General features: G+C 68.6%; 15 protein-coding genes and 1 pseudogene. 9 read left to right on the top strand and 7 right to left on the bottom strand.

Annotation, left to right across the window (positions count from 1 at the left end; all coding sequences use genetic code 11):
* The first annotated feature begins 649 nt into the window (after nt 1–649).
* The 4 genes from FHR84_RS03560 to FHR84_RS23100 are packed head-to-tail and all read left to right on the top strand — an operon-like array spanning nt 650 to nt 6,918.
* The gene (locus FHR84_RS03560; RefSeq protein ID WP_179533956.1) at nt 650–1,669 is read left to right on the top strand and encodes a cytochrome P450; all 1,020 of its coding nucleotides are present in this window, start codon (nt 650–652) and stop codon (nt 1,667–1,669) included.
* A complete protein-coding gene (locus FHR84_RS03555; protein ID WP_179533955.1) occupies nt 1,666–4,740 on the top strand; it encodes a non-ribosomal peptide synthetase in 3,075 nt (1,024 codons plus the stop codon). The genes FHR84_RS03560 and FHR84_RS03555 overlap by 4 nt, the downstream gene beginning before the upstream one ends.
* On the top strand, nt 4,737–5,483 hold the full coding sequence (locus FHR84_RS03550) for an alpha/beta fold hydrolase (RefSeq protein ID WP_179533954.1): 747 nt from the start codon (nt 4,737–4,739) through the stop codon (nt 5,481–5,483). The genes FHR84_RS03555 and FHR84_RS03550 overlap by 4 nt, the downstream gene beginning before the upstream one ends.
* Before the next feature lie 55 nt (nt 5,484–5,538).
* On the top strand, nt 5,539–6,918 hold the full coding sequence (locus FHR84_RS23100) for an enoyl-CoA hydratase-related protein (protein ID WP_179533953.1): 1,380 nt from the start codon (nt 5,539–5,541) through the stop codon (nt 6,916–6,918).
* A 43-nt stretch (nt 6,919–6,961) separates the two neighbouring features.
* Here the strand turns inward: FHR84_RS23100 and ccsB are convergent, their stop codons facing one another.
* On the bottom strand, nt 6,962–7,993 hold the full coding sequence (gene ccsB, locus FHR84_RS03540) for a c-type cytochrome biogenesis protein CcsB (RefSeq protein WP_179533952.1): 1,032 nt from the start codon (nt 7,991–7,993) through the stop codon (nt 6,962–6,964).
* Between the two features lie 615 nt (nt 7,994–8,608).
* On the opposite strand from ccsB, the pseudogene FHR84_RS23465 reads away from it, so the two are divergent.
* A pseudogene (locus FHR84_RS23465) lies at nt 8,609–8,797 on the top strand (IS701 family transposase); the annotation flags it as partial.
* A gap of 124 nt (nt 8,798–8,921) precedes the next feature.
* On the opposite strand, the gene FHR84_RS03530 reads toward FHR84_RS23465, so the two are convergent.
* Nucleotides 8,922–9,344: a hypothetical protein gene (locus FHR84_RS03530; RefSeq protein WP_179533950.1), complete on the bottom strand. Its 423-nt coding sequence runs from the start codon at nt 9,342–9,344 to the stop codon at nt 8,922–8,924.
* 20 nt (nt 9,345–9,364) lie between these two features.
* Here FHR84_RS03530 and FHR84_RS03525 point away from each other — a divergent pair, with 20 nt between their 5' ends.
* Complete coding sequence (locus FHR84_RS03525; protein WP_343075140.1) at nt 9,365–9,724, top strand: hypothetical protein; 360 nt, start codon at nt 9,365–9,367, stop codon at nt 9,722–9,724.
* A 195-nt stretch (nt 9,725–9,919) separates the two neighbouring features.
* Here FHR84_RS03525 and FHR84_RS03520 read toward each other — a convergent pair whose 3' ends face one another.
* The 3 genes from FHR84_RS03520 to FHR84_RS03510 all read right to left on the bottom strand — a co-directional run bounded on the left by FHR84_RS03520 (nt 9,920) and on the right by FHR84_RS03510 (nt 11,046).
* Nucleotides 9,920–10,306, bottom strand: a complete 387-nt coding sequence (locus tag FHR84_RS03520; protein WP_179533949.1) for a hypothetical protein — start codon at nt 10,304–10,306, stop codon at nt 9,920–9,922.
* Between the two features lie 298 nt (nt 10,307–10,604).
* Nucleotides 10,605–10,850, bottom strand: coding sequence for a hypothetical protein (locus FHR84_RS03515; protein ID WP_179533948.1), 246 nt, complete (start codon nt 10,848–10,850; stop codon nt 10,605–10,607).
* Nucleotides 10,843–11,046: a hypothetical protein gene (locus FHR84_RS03510; RefSeq protein ID WP_179533947.1), complete on the bottom strand. Its 204-nt coding sequence runs from the start codon at nt 11,044–11,046 to the stop codon at nt 10,843–10,845. The genes FHR84_RS03515 and FHR84_RS03510 overlap by 8 nt, the downstream gene beginning before the upstream one ends.
* 66 nt (nt 11,047–11,112) lie before the next feature.
* Between FHR84_RS03510 and FHR84_RS03505 the strand changes: the two genes are divergently transcribed.
* From FHR84_RS03505 to FHR84_RS03495, 3 genes are all read left to right on the top strand, one after another.
* Entirely contained in the window at nt 11,113–11,256 is a 144-nt protein-coding gene (locus FHR84_RS03505) for a hypothetical protein (protein ID WP_179533946.1), read from the top strand.
* A gap of 144 nt (nt 11,257–11,400) precedes the next feature.
* Nucleotides 11,401–12,261, top strand: coding sequence for a helix-turn-helix domain-containing protein (locus FHR84_RS03500; RefSeq protein ID WP_179533945.1), 861 nt, complete (start codon nt 11,401–11,403; stop codon nt 12,259–12,261).
* Complete coding sequence (locus tag FHR84_RS03495; protein WP_179533944.1) at nt 12,258–12,449, top strand: DUF397 domain-containing protein; 192 nt, start codon at nt 12,258–12,260, stop codon at nt 12,447–12,449. The genes FHR84_RS03500 and FHR84_RS03495 overlap by 4 nt, the downstream gene beginning before the upstream one ends.
* An 88-nt stretch (nt 12,450–12,537) precedes the next feature.
* Here the strand turns inward: FHR84_RS03495 and FHR84_RS03490 are convergent, their stop codons facing one another.
* Both FHR84_RS03490 and FHR84_RS03485 read right to left on the bottom strand, forming a co-directional pair.
* Nucleotides 12,538–13,965, bottom strand: a complete 1,428-nt coding sequence (locus FHR84_RS03490) for an NADH-quinone oxidoreductase subunit N (RefSeq protein WP_179533943.1) — start codon at nt 13,963–13,965, stop codon at nt 12,538–12,540.
* On the bottom strand, nt 13,962–15,467 hold the full coding sequence (locus FHR84_RS03485) for an NADH-quinone oxidoreductase subunit M (RefSeq protein ID WP_179533942.1): 1,506 nt from the start codon (nt 15,465–15,467) through the stop codon (nt 13,962–13,964). The genes FHR84_RS03490 and FHR84_RS03485 overlap by 4 nt, the downstream gene beginning before the upstream one ends.

Here is a 15,467-nt window from a genome sequence, read left to right as displayed (position 1 = left end):
AGGGATCTTGCGGCTCTCACATCAAGCTTGGTCGCTGCCAGGAGTGCCATTCCTGCTCCCAGGACACCATTGTCGATCGCTGCTGTCATCGACCAGATGGGTGCCGATGGAACTACCCTGTCCGGTCGTCGCGCCGTCGGTTACCCGACCACGTCCGTCCCCCTTCAAGAACGGAAATGAAGATCATCAGTCATGAAGGGCGAGCCCGACCCGCACCACCAGCGAATGATCAAGGACAGGGTTGCGCCGACGGCCGGCGTCGTGCAGTGTATGAATTGTTTTGGCGTCATCGCTGCGATTTAGGAGTCTTTATGCTTACTCGCCAGCGCGTAGACAAGTCGATGACGTTGCGCACCGAGGGCTGACCGTGCGAATCAGCACTGGCGAGACGCACGCAAATAACGATATCGACTCTGTTAACCTCGCCGATCCGTGTTTTTTCGGTCTCGGTGACCCGCACCCGATATGGACGCGACTTCGAGATCATGCCCCGGTCTACCGCCAATGTCCCCGGGCTTCGACGCCGGAGTTCTGGGCCGTCACGCGATACGATGACGTAGCCAGGGTACTCGGCCAGCACGGCGAGTTTACGGCCGCGCGGGGAAACATCCTCACGACTCTGGGCGAAACCGACATCGCCGGTGGCAAGATGCTCGCGGTCACCGACCCTCCGTTGCACGGACGCCTCAAGGCGCCCCTGGCCCCACGCCTGAGCAAGCAGGCGGTCCGCGAACTCGAACCCGCTCTACGCGAGCTCACGCGGCGGGTCCTGGCGCCGGGTGCCTCCCCGGAAACCTGGGACTTCGCAGCTCAGGCGGCATTCTACCCGATTGGGATAGCTGGCCTGCTCCTCGGTATCCCGGAGCGCTCGTGGGCCGGGCTCACGAGTGCCACGTACGCGGCCGTCGCCGAGTCGGACCCCGATTATGCTCAGCCCGGCGCGGCCAGGTCCGCCGTGCTGAGCAGGGCCCACTCGGAGATCTTCCTCTACTTCCACACCGAGGTGGCGCGTCCCGACCGGGCCGAGGCTGACGACCTCATAGGTGCCCTCCTCCGAGCAGCGCGGGACGACGCGGCACTGACCCGCGAGGAGGTGATCCTCAACGCCTACAGCCTGCTGATCGGCGCCACGGTCACCACGTCGCATGTGGCCAGCGCTGGTTTGCTCGCCCTGCTCGAGAACCCGGCCGAGCACGCCCGCTGGCTGGCGACGGGGGACACGCCAGCCCTGGTGGAAGAGATCCTGCGCTGGGCGTCGCCTGCGAACCACGCCTTGCGGCACACAACCAAAGAGGTGCGGATGCACGGCACCATCATCGGGGCCGGCCAGCCGGTGTCCGCATGGCTCGGATCGGCCAACCGCGACGAGCGGGTGTTCCCCGACCCCTTCCGGTTCTCCGTCGACCGCCGCCCCAACCGCCACATCGCATTTGGGGTAGGCGCCCACCGTTGCCTCGGAGCCCACGTCGCCCGACTCGCGCTCAACGTGCTGTTCGACGAGATCGGGCGGAACTTCGAACGCATTGAGCTCGCCGGGGAGCCCCGCCACCTGCAATCGACGTTCATCGCCGGGATCAAGAACCTGCCCGTGCGAACTGTGCCGCGACCCGGTGGTCCCGCGTTGGGGGAGCAGCGGGCGCTCAGTCGCACCGTGGAGGGCGACCCGTGACGGGGCCGAGCCGCCCGGCGCGCACGCGCACCGAAGCCGGCTCCACTGCTTGGTCGCACCCTGCTCATCACGTCGTCCGGTGCCTACGGCTCGATGGCGACTTCGACGTAGAAGCGGCCCGTTCGGCGCTGCGGCTCCTCACCGGCCAGCACCCGGTGCTTCGAACCGTCTTTCCCGCCTACCCCGACGTGACGTCACCACAGCCCGCCGCGCCGGGCTCGGTCGACGTGGACCTCACCGAGGTGAGCGTGGACCAGGCAGAGGCGATCGCGCATGCCGTCGATGTCACAGCCGAGCCGTTCGACCTCGTACGAGGCCCGCTGCTGAGGGTGCGCGTGCTGCGCGTAACCGACCGCGACCGGCTCCTCGTGGCCGTAGCGCATCGTCTGGCTCTCGATCCCACAGCGCTCGATGCCTTCCTCGTCGAGCATGGCCTTGCGTACACCCGGCTGAGACAGGCACCCGAGGCACCCGCGCGCGGGGCCACGGAACCCGGCTGGCCGTCCGTCGAAGAGTGCGCTGCCGCCCGGGAGCGCTGGCTCGAGCGGCTGTCCGCACTTCCTGTCCTCGACCTGCCGACGGACCGACCGCACCGTCCACGACCGACCCGGACAGGTGCCGTCGAGCCCTTGGCTCTGCCCACAGGTCTCGCGCGCCGACTGCGCGACGTGCGGGGGATACCCGATGATCCCGCTGTCTTGTTCGCTGGCGTGGCGGCGCTGGTCGCCCGCCTCACGCCCCAAAGCGCCGTTCCACTAGTCGTGCCCGTTCGGCCCTCTCCGGCCGAGACCGACACCCTGCTCGGCCGGCCGGAGACTGATGTGGTGGTGAGTGCCTTGCTGGACGGGAGCTCAACCTTCCAGGACGTGGCCGACCAGGTTGGGGCTGAGCTCGCGCGGGCTCGAATGGACGCCGCCGCCCTTCCGCCGGGGGCGCTCGCCGACCAGATCGGGAGCTGTGGCGACCCGGGGCGCCAGCCGGTGCCGGTCCGGGTGGCCGTGCGGAGGCGCACCACCACGTTGCCCGCCTACAGCGGCGTTTCATGCACATCAGTCGATCTTCCCGTGAGCATGGCTACTCGGGATCTGTCCTTCGCCGTCGACCTGTGCGGCGACACGGCCGGCGGCGTCCTCGAGTACGATACCGGTCTGTTCGAGCCGATCACGGCGCAGCGGATCGTGCGGAGGTTCGGGCATCTCCTCGCCGCGGCCGTAGAGAACCCGCGTGCTCCGGTCACGACGTTACCAGTGCTCCCGCCGGACGAGCGCGCCCTCGTGGTGTCCGGGTGGAACCGCACCGAACGAGCCTTCCCTCGCGACCGCACCGCTGCCTCGCTGTTCGAAGAGCAGGTCAGCCGCGACCGGGAGGCCAGGGCAGTCGAGCACGAGGGCGCGTGGCTTACCTACGGCGAGCTGAACGAACGGGCTAATCGTCTGGCCCACCGTCTGATCGATCGGGGTGTGGGACCCGACGTCCCCGTTGGCGTCTGCCTGCCCCGCTCGATCGACACTGTGGTGTGCCTTGTCGCAGTGCTCAAAGCTGGTGGGGCCTACCTCCCACTCGATCCCGAGCATCCCGTAGAGCGATTGGCCTACGTTGTGGAGGATGCCGGGGCACGCGTTGTGCTCACCAACGATGTGCACACGCACGCGTTTTCCGTCACAGCCGCCGACGTGATCAGTCTCGACGCGCTGGACGGGTCGGACGCCACCAGGCCGACGACCAATCCCGTGGTGGCGACCACCGCCGAGCACCTTGCCTACGTCATCTACACGTCGGGCTCCACCGGCTCCCCGAAGGGTGTCGCCGTCGCGCACCGGGCCCTCAGCCGACTGGTCAAGGGGGCGGACTACGCGCGGCTCGGTCCCGATGAAGTGCACCTTCAGCTCTCGCCTCTGTCTTTCGATGCATCGCTGTTGGAGCTGTGGGGATCGCTGTTGAACGGCGGTACCCTGGTGCTGCCGCCGTCGGGACTGCCGTTCCCCGACCTGCTCGAGGTCGCGCTGCGGCAGCACCGCATCACGGTGCTGCTGCTCGTGTCTCCCCAGCTTCACATCGCGGCAGAGCAGTTCCCCGAAGCGCTGGCTCGCGTCCCGCAGCTCCTCGTCGGCGGAGACGTACTCTCGCCCAGCAGTGCCGCGGAGCTGCTTCCGTACCTGGACGGGACGCGCCTGGTCCACGTGTACGGCCCCACGGAGTGCACCCTCTTTGCCACGTGGAAGCACCTCGAGGCCGTCGACACCACTCGCCCGACCGTCCCGCTCGGGCGCCCGATCACCAACACTCGGACCTACGTCCTCGATGAGAACCTCGCACCCGTTCCTGTCGGAGTCCCCGGTGAACTGTGGCTCGGCGGCGACGGGTTGGCCCGCGAGTACCTCGGGCGCCCCGATCTAACCGCCGCACGGTTCTTGGCCGATCCGTTCGGCCCGCCCGGCGGCCGGATCTACCGGACGGGTGATCTGGCCCGCTGGTTGCCCGACGGCGACCTCGAATTCCTCGGGCGCTGTGATGACCAGATCAAGATTCGTGGATACCGGATCGAGCTAGGTGAGGTCGACGCAGCACTGGCTGCGCATCCCGATGTGAGAGCCGTGGCCACAGTGGTCCGCGACGATGCGCCCGGCGGGCGGGCGCTCGCCGCCTATCTGGTGGGAGATACCCACCCCCGTGACGTCGAGCTGCGGGAGCACATGGCGACCCGGGTACCGTCGTACATGATTCCGGCTGCCTTCGTCTGGCTCGATCGGATTCCGCTGACCGGGAACGGCAAGGTGGATCGAAACAGCCTGCCGCCGCCAGAGTTCGGCGGAGCCCGTCACTCCGACGCCCCGCGCTCGACTATGGAAGATCGCGTTCTGGATGTCATGGCCGCGACCCTCGGACTCGACGTCATCGGCCCTGATGACGACTTTTTCGAGCTGGGCGGCAACTCACTGCTCATGGTCGACCTATTCACCCGCCTCGAGGAGCTGGCGCCGTCCTCCGGACTGAACCTCGTCGACCTCCTCGAGTACCGCACCGGAGCCTGCATCGCCGGACTGCTGGAAGCCCCGGGAGGTGGCACGTGACCGGCACCCTGACGCCATGGGTCCTTGGCCGTGTGGACCGCGAAGGCACCGAGCGGTGGTTCTGCTTTCCCCCCGCCGGAGGTGGGGCGAGCGTGTTCAACTCCTGGCGCTCACGGCTCCCGGAGTCGGTCGAGCTCTGCCCCGTCCAGCTCCCCGGGCGGGAGAACCGCATTGACGAGCCGATGCCCGACACACTCGTCGAGCTCGCCAACCAGACGGCCCGAGCGCTACTCCCGCTACTCCGACCGCCGTACGTCCTGTTCGGGCACAGCTTTGGCGGCCTGCTCGCCTACGCCGTGTCCAGGTGTCTGCACGAGCTGCGGCATCCGCTGCCGAGGACATTGCTGATCTCGGGAGCACGCCCGCCGCAGCTGCCCGCGAAGAACGCATATCACGTGCTTGCCGACGACGAGCTAGTTGAGTTCCTGCGCACGACCAAGGGGCTGCCGGAGCCCCTCCTGGGGCACGAGTCGCTTGTCCGTCGACTGCTGGCTGTTCTCCGCACCGACCTCAGAATCGCCGCCGACTACCAGCCTGGCCCTGCCGAGCCGCTGCTCTGCGACACAGAGGTCCTCGCCGCCGAGGACGATCCGGTGGTTCCGCCCGCCGTCATGGAGGGTTGGCGAGGATATGCGGGCGGATCGTTCCGCATTCGGCGGGCCCCGGGCGATCACCATGCGATTTACGACCCGGACGGCGCCCTGTTCACCGCGGTGATGAACGCGGGGCGCGCCCACCCGTGACAGCCGCTGGCGTGGAGGGCCGCCCCGCTTGAGCACGAGAAGGAGAAGACGCAGCGTGGACAACCCCGTGTCGGAGCGCGCACCGAAGCTGCCGCGCGTACCAGAGGCACCCTCGTTCAGCGACGATTACGCGAGGGACATCCGCCTGCTGGGCGCCTACATCGAGATCTGTGAGGAGCGACTGTCGGCTCTCCCGCCGCCCACTGAGCGCTCCCCCGCGCAGCAGGGTGATGCCAATCAGGTCAATTACGCGGCGCGGCAGGCCCGGCACCACTTCTTGGACCGGCATGCCGGCCACGTCTACGACGACCTCACCGCAGGGCGCAATCAGGCCCTCCGGCTCAACGAACTGGTGTTCGCGGCGGCAGACCGCTTACCGGGGCTCGTCCCAACCCGTGCGCAGATGGCGGCGGACCACCAGCTGCCCCAGGCCGCAAAGTCCGGTGGCGAGGTCGATCAGGGGATCTTCTTCGCATACCTGCTTCGGCAGCGCGCCACCGGCGAGCACCTCCTGCGCTCGATGCTGGCCCCGACACCGCGTGCGCTGGCCCTGCTCCCGGAGTTCCAGCGGACCGGCCATCTTGACCTAGGTCAGGCCGTCGTCCAACGCGACGGTTGCGTGGCTGAAGTGACCATCTGCAACCAGCACGTCCTCAACGCAGAGGACGACGCGGTGGTCGAAGCGCTCGAGACCGCCGTGGACCTCGCACTGCTCGACGACGCGGTGTCGGTCGGCGTGCTGCGTGGCAGCGCGCTCGCGCATTCCCGGTACCGCGGCCGGCGTGTCTTCGGCGCCGGGATCAACCTGACGCACTTGTACGAGGGAAGGATCACCTTCGTCGACTTCATGCTCCGCCGAGAGCTGGGCTACATCCGTAAGCTGGTGCACGGCCTCGACCACGGCTCAACGAACACCCTGCTCGACCCCTCAGGCGGCAAACCGTGGATTGGTGCCGTCGAAACCTTCGCCATCGGAGGTGCCACACAGGTCGCACTCGTCCTCGACCACGTCATCGCGGCGTCCGACGCGTACTTCTCCTTACCAGCCCTCGCCGAGGGCATCATCCCCGGCGCGGCGAACCTGCGGCTGGGGCGGTTGGTCGGACGGCGGATGGCCCAGCGCCTAATCTTCTTCGGTGAGCGGGTCGCGGCGGCGACCCCCGAGGCCGGGGCGTTGTGTGACGAGGTCCGCCCACCCGAGCTGGTCGGACGGGCGGTGGATACCGCCGCCGACCAGCTGGGGGACCAGGCCGTCCCGGCCAACCGCCGCATGCTCCACCTGGCCGAGGAGCCCAACGACCTTTTCCGCGACTACATGAGCCGCTACGCGTTGGAGCAGGCCGAACGGCTACACAGTCCCGACGTGGTGGCCAAGCTCCGGCGCACCTGGGTCGACCGGCGGACGCCCGCAGCCCCCTCGGGAGGGAGCGAATAATGGGCTCCGCGCTCCCGCTGGTGCGCACGACGTGCCTGGTGGGTTACAGCCCTGCGTAGGAGTGCAGGCCGGCTATCACGGTGTTGATGAAGAACTGGTTGAAGACCATCGCGGCCAGGCCGGCGATATTGATCCACGCCGCTCGGCTGCCCCGCCAGCCGGCCGTGGCTCGGGCATGCAGGTAGGCGGCATAGATTACCCACGCCACGAGGGAGCAGGTCTCCTTGGGGTCCCAACCCCAAAACCGCCCCCAGGCGGCCTCGGCCCAAATCGCACCGGCTATGAGCCCGAACGTCCACACCGGCATGATTATCACCGTGGCTCGGTAGGCCATCCGGTCCAACACCTGGCTGCTGGGCAACCGGCCAGCGAACCGGGCCAGCCGCGCCGGATTGTTCTCGTAGGCCGTGCGCAGTAGGAACAACGCACTGGCCACCCCGGCGAACCAGAACCCACCAGTGGAGATGATCGCCGCGGAGACGTGGATCCAAATCCAGTAGGATCGCAACGCCGGCTGCAACGGTGCAGCCTCGGCGTAGAGCAACGTGCCCGACAGAAACAGCAGGATCACCATCGGCAACAGCACGAATCCACCCAGGCCCCGCAGCTGTGCTGACGAGGCGGGCTTGCGGATCGGACGGGACTGGCGGTACAGCACCACCAGCCACGCCAGCACCGCCACTAGACAGATCGCCGAGCCGAACTCGTACAGGTTGCCCCACGACACCCGGCCGACCGCGAACCCTCGTGTGGCTATCGAGAACGCGTGGATCAGCACCCCGAGTATGGTCATGGCGACCGCCATGCCGCCCAGCCGTTCCGACAGCGCCCGCCCACGCGGCGCAGGCACGTGTCCGACCACTGAAGAAGGAACCTCATCTGAGCTCGCGCTGGTCCCCGCCTCGGCACTGGCTCCGCCAGCGGCCACCAGCTCCGGCTCTCGCCCGACTGCTGCGCCCCGCGGCTTGCGCGAAGCGAACTCGCCGAAATACAGCAACATCGCCACGACGTAGACCGCCACCGACGTGGCAAACGCCATGTCACTGTAGGTGGACAGAGTCTGATTGACCGCCATCATCTCTTCCTTCCGCGGGTACCGCCAGGGAAGTCTCCGTGGACTCACCGCGACAGCGACCCCATCTCTCGAGTGGATCCCCGACCAATCCGGTGCGCACCGGCTGTACTCGGCCTGATCGATGCGGGCGAGCCTTGACTAGGCTACGCTGAGCGGAGGAGCCACCAAGCCCGTGGGGCCACCAGGCTTACGGTGGGGCAGCCGCCCCGATTATCAGTGGGCGGAGCCGTTTGGCTGCAGGCGAGCTTCTGCAGACACCCACGGATCGTGACGCGTCGACAGTCCCACTCGTGCTCCACCGCGACCCACTCGGCAGGCTGATGAGCTCTCCGCTCACCGATAGCGCACCGTCGACGACAGCAGCACAAGCTGCCCCGAACCCGAGCGTCCACTCTGGGCGATAGGGCCGGACGAACACAGCTGACCGTCACTCCTGGTCAACTACGACGCCACAACCATCGAACAGGGCCTGGCAGGGCTTTGTCAGGTTGTTGATCCCCTGTGTGGTGCTCTTGGGGTGAAATGCGGTCGGTGACCCCGCGTGTGGAGGCGTCCGCGGCTAAGGTGCTGGCGGGGCTGTCACGACGGGATCAGCGGGCCAGGGGTGAGCTGTACCTGCGCGGGCTGCTGCAACTCGCCAAAATGCGCTGGCGCATCGAAGGCAACCACCGCGAACTCACAGACGGCCTCGATCACTTCGAGGGCCGCAGCATGCCCGGCCGGCACCGCCACGTCACCCTCGCCAGCCTCGCCCAAGCCATCTGCACCCAACTGCGCTACGCCCCAAAACCCCCTGCGCCGGCCTGCCCCTCTACACCGTCGCCCGCGAACTCCCAGTCCCCTTGGCCGTCTGGACCGACGCCCGCCCCACCTGCCACCACTCCCTCCCAGGCAGCACGAAACCCACTCACCAGCAACGATTACCGACTTAACAAATCCCTACTGGACGCAGTTCGGTTGACACCCACCGTTGAGTGAGCCCGTTCCCGCTCCCGTAGGCCAACACGACGGGGTGCAGGCGGGGCCACGGTTCGGCAGCGGTCGCGCTCACCGCTCGTGCGAAGTCGAGGATGGCCATGTCCGTGAACAGCCAGCCCTTCGGCGGGAGCGGTGTGGTCGGCGCGGCCTCCACTACCCGTATCAGCCCCACGACGTCGGAAGCGCTCGCCGGGTCGAGCGCGTTGCCCGCCTCGACCACGTCCCGCCACGGCTGGACCGTCTCGTCGGTGATCTCGATGCCGCGCACCCGGCGGAGCAACGCCTGCAACGACTCCGCGGCGTCCTCGGGAACCCGGCCGAGCTGGTCGAGCGTCTCGCAGGCCTGCCAGATCTCCTGCTGCTGCGTCGTCATGACTTCACGGTGGTAGCAGCGTGCACGTGCTGCGCCTGCCTGACGTCGTGTCGTGTGATCCAGATGTGCGCCCGTTTCCGTCGTCCTCCGAGTACGGCGAGTGGGACACCCTGCCCGCGGACCCGCCGGAACACGAGCTCGACCTCACCAACGAGGACGTGCTTGACGCGCTCAAACGCCGCGAGAGAATCAAGGCTGACTGGTATGCGGACCTGAACTACCCACACGGGGTGTGGCCCCCGGAAAGTATCGAGCAGAACCCAGACCTCGCCGAGGCGTGGCGAAACTGGTTCCTGCGCCGCTCGTGGCAGGGCATCAAGTTCATCAACGGGTGCCTGAGGATCTGGTCACAGGAATCGCAGCAGCAGCAAGCCGCGTAGTCACGCCCCGCCAGCATCGGCCAGCGGGGCGCATCGATTAGCAGTTAGTCTCCCTTGTGGAACTGATTGCGGCACGAGTCGCACAAGTCGCCGTCACGGTCGGCCTCAGCGCCACACATGCGGCACATAGTGATCACCCTCTCCCGGCGTGCACCTCCTCCCGTGCTGACGCGACGACCACCGAATGGGCGAGGGTCAGACCGTGAACGTGGCCTGTGACTTGTGGTGGGGGCACTGTTCGGGGGTGTGGGGGTCGATGTGCAGGTGCAGGTCGCCGGTGGTGGTGGCGATCAGCGCGTCGACCGAGAGTCCTGCTGCGAGGGCGTGTCGGTCGCGGGCGGCGTCGCGAACTCCGGGACCGTCCAGCGCCACGCCCCAGGGGGTGCGCCACTCGATCGCGATCGTCTCGGCGCTGTAGCGGGTGAGCTGCTCGGCGATCCACTCGGCTCCGGCCTGCGGGGTCAACAGCACCGCGTCCGGGTCGTAGGTGCGGCGCAGCTTCGCGCTGCTGGAACGCTCGGACCGGTGCGCGTGCCAGTGCAGCTCGTGCTCGACCCAGCGGGTCGGAAGATCGTGCGACATGGTTCTCCCGGGGTGTTGGCTCACCGCTCGCGGCCCCGGGACAATGGCGCGGGGCCGCGAGCGGTCCTGTCGGCGGTGGGGCCGTTGGTCATCTGGCCGGATGGGCGGCCCTACCGCGGCTGTCCTGTCTCGTGCGGCGGGTGCAGCGGATTGCCGCACTCGTTTCAGCGCACACTCACCTCCCTTCTCCTCGGTTGCCGTGGCGGGATCCCGGCCGGTGCCCTCGGGGCACAGGCACCGGCCGGGCGGCGACCCCGGCGCCGGAGGCTGGGGCTCGAACGGCGCCGAGGCGTGGTCGCTACAGGGCGCGCAGCCCGTCGAGCACGCGGGCCAGCAGGGCCTGATCCGGGTCCGGATGCAACCCCGGGGTAGGCTCGGGATGTCGACCCGGCAGGCTGGAACTGCCGGGTCGGCGCTCGATCACGGTGGGCAGCGGAAGCGTGCCGCGCCAGCGCGACCAGCGCGGCAACCGCACCACGGCGGGCATCACCTCCGTGCGGGCCGCATCCGCCCGCACGACCACCCCCGACGACGGGCTAGCCATCGACGTCACCGTCGACGACCTCCACCCCGTCGAGCTCGGCGGCGTAGCCCCGCAGCCGCTCGGCGATCCCCTCGAACACCGACGCCGCCTCCCGGCACTGCGCACCCGTGGCCGAACCACGAGCGATGTCGTAGGCCAACTGCTCCATGCGCCACTGCTCGTGCGCGGCCCACACCGCCAGCTCACCCGACCTCATGCCCACCCCCGAAGCGCCGCATCCAACACGTCCCGCAACTGCCGAGCCTGAGCGACCGTCCACGTGGTGCGATTCCAAATGGTCGGCGTGGTGATCCGAATCAATCCGTCCACCCGCGACACCCGCAACGACACCGCCCCACCCTCGGACCAACAGGGGACCAACTCGCCGGGACCATCAAGTGATCTGGATCTCGTCGACATGGCTTAGACTCCCGACATCTCTCGGCGACGTTCCGTCATCGCCTCTATCCGATCTGATGTTGCGACAGTATTTTGTCGCATGCACCATCTACAATGCTCTGATCGAGTGACGCAGATACACAGACACGATCCAGCGACATAGGGTTGTCGCATGGCCAACACCAAACGCACCTCACCCCGGGTACGTGCACTTGGCGCAGAGCTTCGGGAATACCGCGAGAGCGCAGGGATGACCGTGCGCGACGTGTCCATGCGCCTTGGCGGGCACCACTCGAAAATCGCCCGACTCGAAACCGGGCATACCCCGCCGACACCAGAAATGGTCGTCGCACTGCTCACGACGTACGGAGCCTCTGAGTCCGAACGCGACAGACTCGCGACAATGGCCCGCGATGCGACAGACGAATCGAACTGGATCAAGCCGAAAACCCGCTCGGTGAATCAGGACCTGACCACGCTGATCGAGTTCGAGCGAACAGCCACCTCGATCATCGACGTCTCCCCGATCATGATTCCGGGACCACTGCAAACCGCCGACTACGCACGAGCAGTCATGGCGGGAGGAACACCGCCCGAAGAGCTCGAAGCACAGGTCACCATGCGCGTCGGCCGCCGCGATGTGCTGACACGACGCAACGCCCCACAGCTTTACTCGTACATCGGTGAATGGGCGCTACGCGAGCCGATAGGCAGCGCGGAAATCATGGCCGACCAGCTGCGACACCTCATCAAGATGGCCGAACTCGACAACGTGACCATGCGAGTGGTCCCCAGCAGAACCGGCTACTGGACACCGGCGCACGCAGGTCACTTCCTGCTGTTCGAGTTCGCCAAAGCAGCCCCGGTCGTACACGTGGAACACCTGCGTTCCGACGCGTTTCTCAGCAGCCCCGGGGAGATCGAGGCGTACCACGACGCAGCGACTAACCTCCGTGACGTGGCGATGAGTCCAGAGGACTCGGCGGAGCTCATCGCCAGTATCGCAACGGAGTTGGAGGACAACCAGAAATGACGGTACACCCCCGAGGATGGCGAAAGTCCAGCCGCTCGAACCAGCACTCGCACTGCGTCGAGGTCGGCCGGGTCGGTGACGGTGCGGCGGTGCGCGACACCAAGGACCGCTCGCTCGGCTACTTCACCGCCGACCGGCAGCAGTGGCAGGCCTTCCTCGACGCGGTGAAAACCGACCGCTTCGAGTGAAGCACCCACCACGACCACGCCCCCGGCCCGACGAGGTCGGGGGCGTGGCGCATGCGCGGGCACGTGGGACGCCCTCCCCGGGACCTCCTCACGGCAGCAGCGGCCCGCTCACCAGCGGAAGCACCGCTCCCCCCGCCAGTCCGAGCCCCAGCGAGGCCGCTCCGGCCGCGTAGGCGCCCAGAGCCGACCAGCTCCCGGCGGGGGCGAGCACGTCCTCGCGCTCCCCCCGCTCCGGCTCGGGGCGCAGCAAGGCGGGGGCGATCCAGCGCAGGTAGTAGAAGAGACTGGCGACGGTGTTGACCACGGCGAACACGGCCAGCCAGGCGTAGCCGCCGTCGACGGCGGCGCTGAGCACCTCGAGCTTGCCGAGGAACACGGCGGTGGGCGGCGTGCCGACCAGACCGAGCAGGCAGAGGACGAGGACCGCCGCCATCCCGGGGTGGCGCCGGGCCAGGCCGCGGTAGTCGTCCGGTCTCCGAGCGCGGGGCAGCTCCGCCACGACCGCGAACGCGCCGAGGTTGGTCACCGCGTACGCGCCGAGGTAGAACAGCAGGCTCGGCAGGGCGAGGGCGCTGCCGGTGGCCACCACGGGGGCGAGCAGGAGGTAGCCGACCTGGCTGACGGTGGAGTAGGCCAGCAGGCGGCGGACGTCGTCCTGGAAGAACGCCGCCAGGTTGCCCAGGCTCATCGAGACCGCGGCCAGCACGGCCAGCAGCAGCGGCCAGTTCACCTCCACCGCGGGCAGCACCGCGGTCACCAGCCGGTGGACCGCGACCAACCCGCCGACCTTGGGCACCGTCGTCACGAACGCGGCCACCGGGGCGCTCGCCCCTTCGGCGACGTCGGGAATCCAGAAGTGCCCGGGCACGGCACCGGACTTGAACAGCAGCCCCGCCAGCACCGCCACGAACCCGACCGCGACAGCGGACCGCGGCCCGGCGGGCAGGGTCTGGGCCAGGGTCGCGTACCCCGTGGACCGGCCGGCTCCGTAGAGGACGGTGATGCCGGCGAGCGTGGTCACGCCCAGCAGCGCCCCCACGAGGTAGTACTTCAGCGCGGCCTCGGTCCCCGGCGAGTCCTTGCCGAACCCGGCCAGCGCGTAGAGCGGAACCGAGGCCAGCAGGTAGCCCGCGAACAGCAGCAGCAGATCGCAGGCACCGACGAGCACGACCGTTCCCAGCGCCGCCAGCAGCACCAGGACGTGGAACTCGGTCTCCCGGTGGTGCGCGCCGACGGCCCCGACGGACAGGCAGATCGTCAGCAGGGTGGCGGCGAGCACGACGAACCGCCCGGCGTTCGTGGCGGTGTCCACCGCGTAACTGCCGCCGAAAACCAGTCGCGGGGCGGTGCCCACCGCCGAGGCGGTGGTGACCAGACCGACGAGGCAGGCCAGCGCGGCCAGCAGCCGCACCGGCCACTGCCGGTACCGGGGCAGCCAGGACCCCAGCAGGAGCCCGCAGACGGCGCCGGCGGCCAGGGCGAGCTCGGGAAGCAGCGCCGCGAGTTCCGCGCTCATCGCGCGACCACCCCGACCAGCGCGCTCGCCGCGGGTTCGACCACGTCCAGCAGGAAGCGCGGGAGCACACCGATGACCACGGCCAGCGCCAGCAGGGGTACGATCGAGACCGCCTCGCTCGGCCGCAGGTCGGTGAAACCACCGGCGGCACCGGGCGCACCGGGAAGGCGGAGCCGGCCGAGGAAGACCCGGTGCAGCGCCCGCAGCAGCAGGCCCGCCGTGATCAGGATCCCCAGCAGCGCCAAGGCCGTGGCGATCGTCGCCGAGGCCAAGCTGCCGGTGAAGATCTGGAACTCGGCGACGAACCCGGAAAAGCCCGGCAGGCCGAGGGAGGCGAACACGACGAGCCCGGTCACCGCGGCGAAGACGGGAGCGGGTCCGGCCAGGCCGGAATAGGCGTTCATGTCGTAACTGCCCGCCCGGTCGTGCAGCACCCCGGCGAGCAGGAACAGCGCACCGGTCAGCAGTCCGTGGCTGACCATCTGGGTCACCGCGCCGACCACCGCCAGGGAACGGGCCTGCTCGTCGCTGCCCGCGACGAGCCCGGCCGCCCCGACGGCCAGGACCACATAACCCATGTGGTTGACGGAGGTGTAGGCGACCATGCGCTTGAAGTCCTCCTGGGCCAGCGCGACCAGCGCGCCGTAGAGCACCGAGACCACCCCCAGGACCACGACCACCGCGGCGTACTGGCGCCAGACGGCGGGCAGCAGCGGCATCGCCACGCGCACGAACCCGTAGGTGCCCATCTTCAGCAGCACTCCGGCCAGGATCGCCGACCCGGCCGCGGGGGCGTCGGTGTGCGCCGGCGGCAGCCAGGTGTGGAACGGAACGGTCGGGGTCTTCACCGCCAGGCCGACCCCGATGGCGAGCAGCACCAGCGCGCCGCGGGCACCACTGCCCGCCAGCGGGTCGGCCCGGGCTATCTCCACGATGTCGAAGGTGTGGGGCTCGGCGGACAGGTACAGGCCGATGAACCCCAGCAGCAACGCCAGCGAGCCGACGAAGGTGTACAGGAAGAACGTCAGCGCCGAGCGCCGCGCCTCGCCGTGCCCCCAGCGGGCGATGACGAAGTACATGCCCACGATGGACAGGTCGAAGTAGACGAAGAACAGGATCAGGTCCAGAGCGGTGAACAGCCCCAGGCTCACCGTCTGCAGGAACAGGAACAGCAGCACGAAGCTCTTCACCCGGTCGGTCCGGCGCAGCGAGTGGACCGCGCACGCCAGGAACAGCACCGCGGTCACGGCCACCAGCGGCAGCGAGAGCCCGTCGAGGCCGACGTGGTAGCTCACCCCGGCGCTGGGCATCCAGGGCAGCCGCTGCTCGTAGTCCAGCCCGCCCCCGGCGTCGTAGCCGCTCCAGGCAGCCACCACCAGGACGAGATCGACCGCGGCCACGGCCACCCAGCCGCCCGTGAACACCCGGCGGCCGGCGGAGGGCGGCACCGCGGCCAGCACCGCGGCCGCCGCCAGGGGCAGGAACACGATCAGTGACAGCAC

It is taken from the genome of Actinopolyspora biskrensis, assembly GCF_013408175.1.
GTDB classification, from domain to species: Bacteria; Actinomycetota; Actinomycetes; order Mycobacteriales; family Pseudonocardiaceae; genus Actinopolyspora; species Actinopolyspora biskrensis.
Note: the sequence above shows the minus strand (reverse complement) of the source record. Positions and strands in the feature narration are given on the sequence as shown.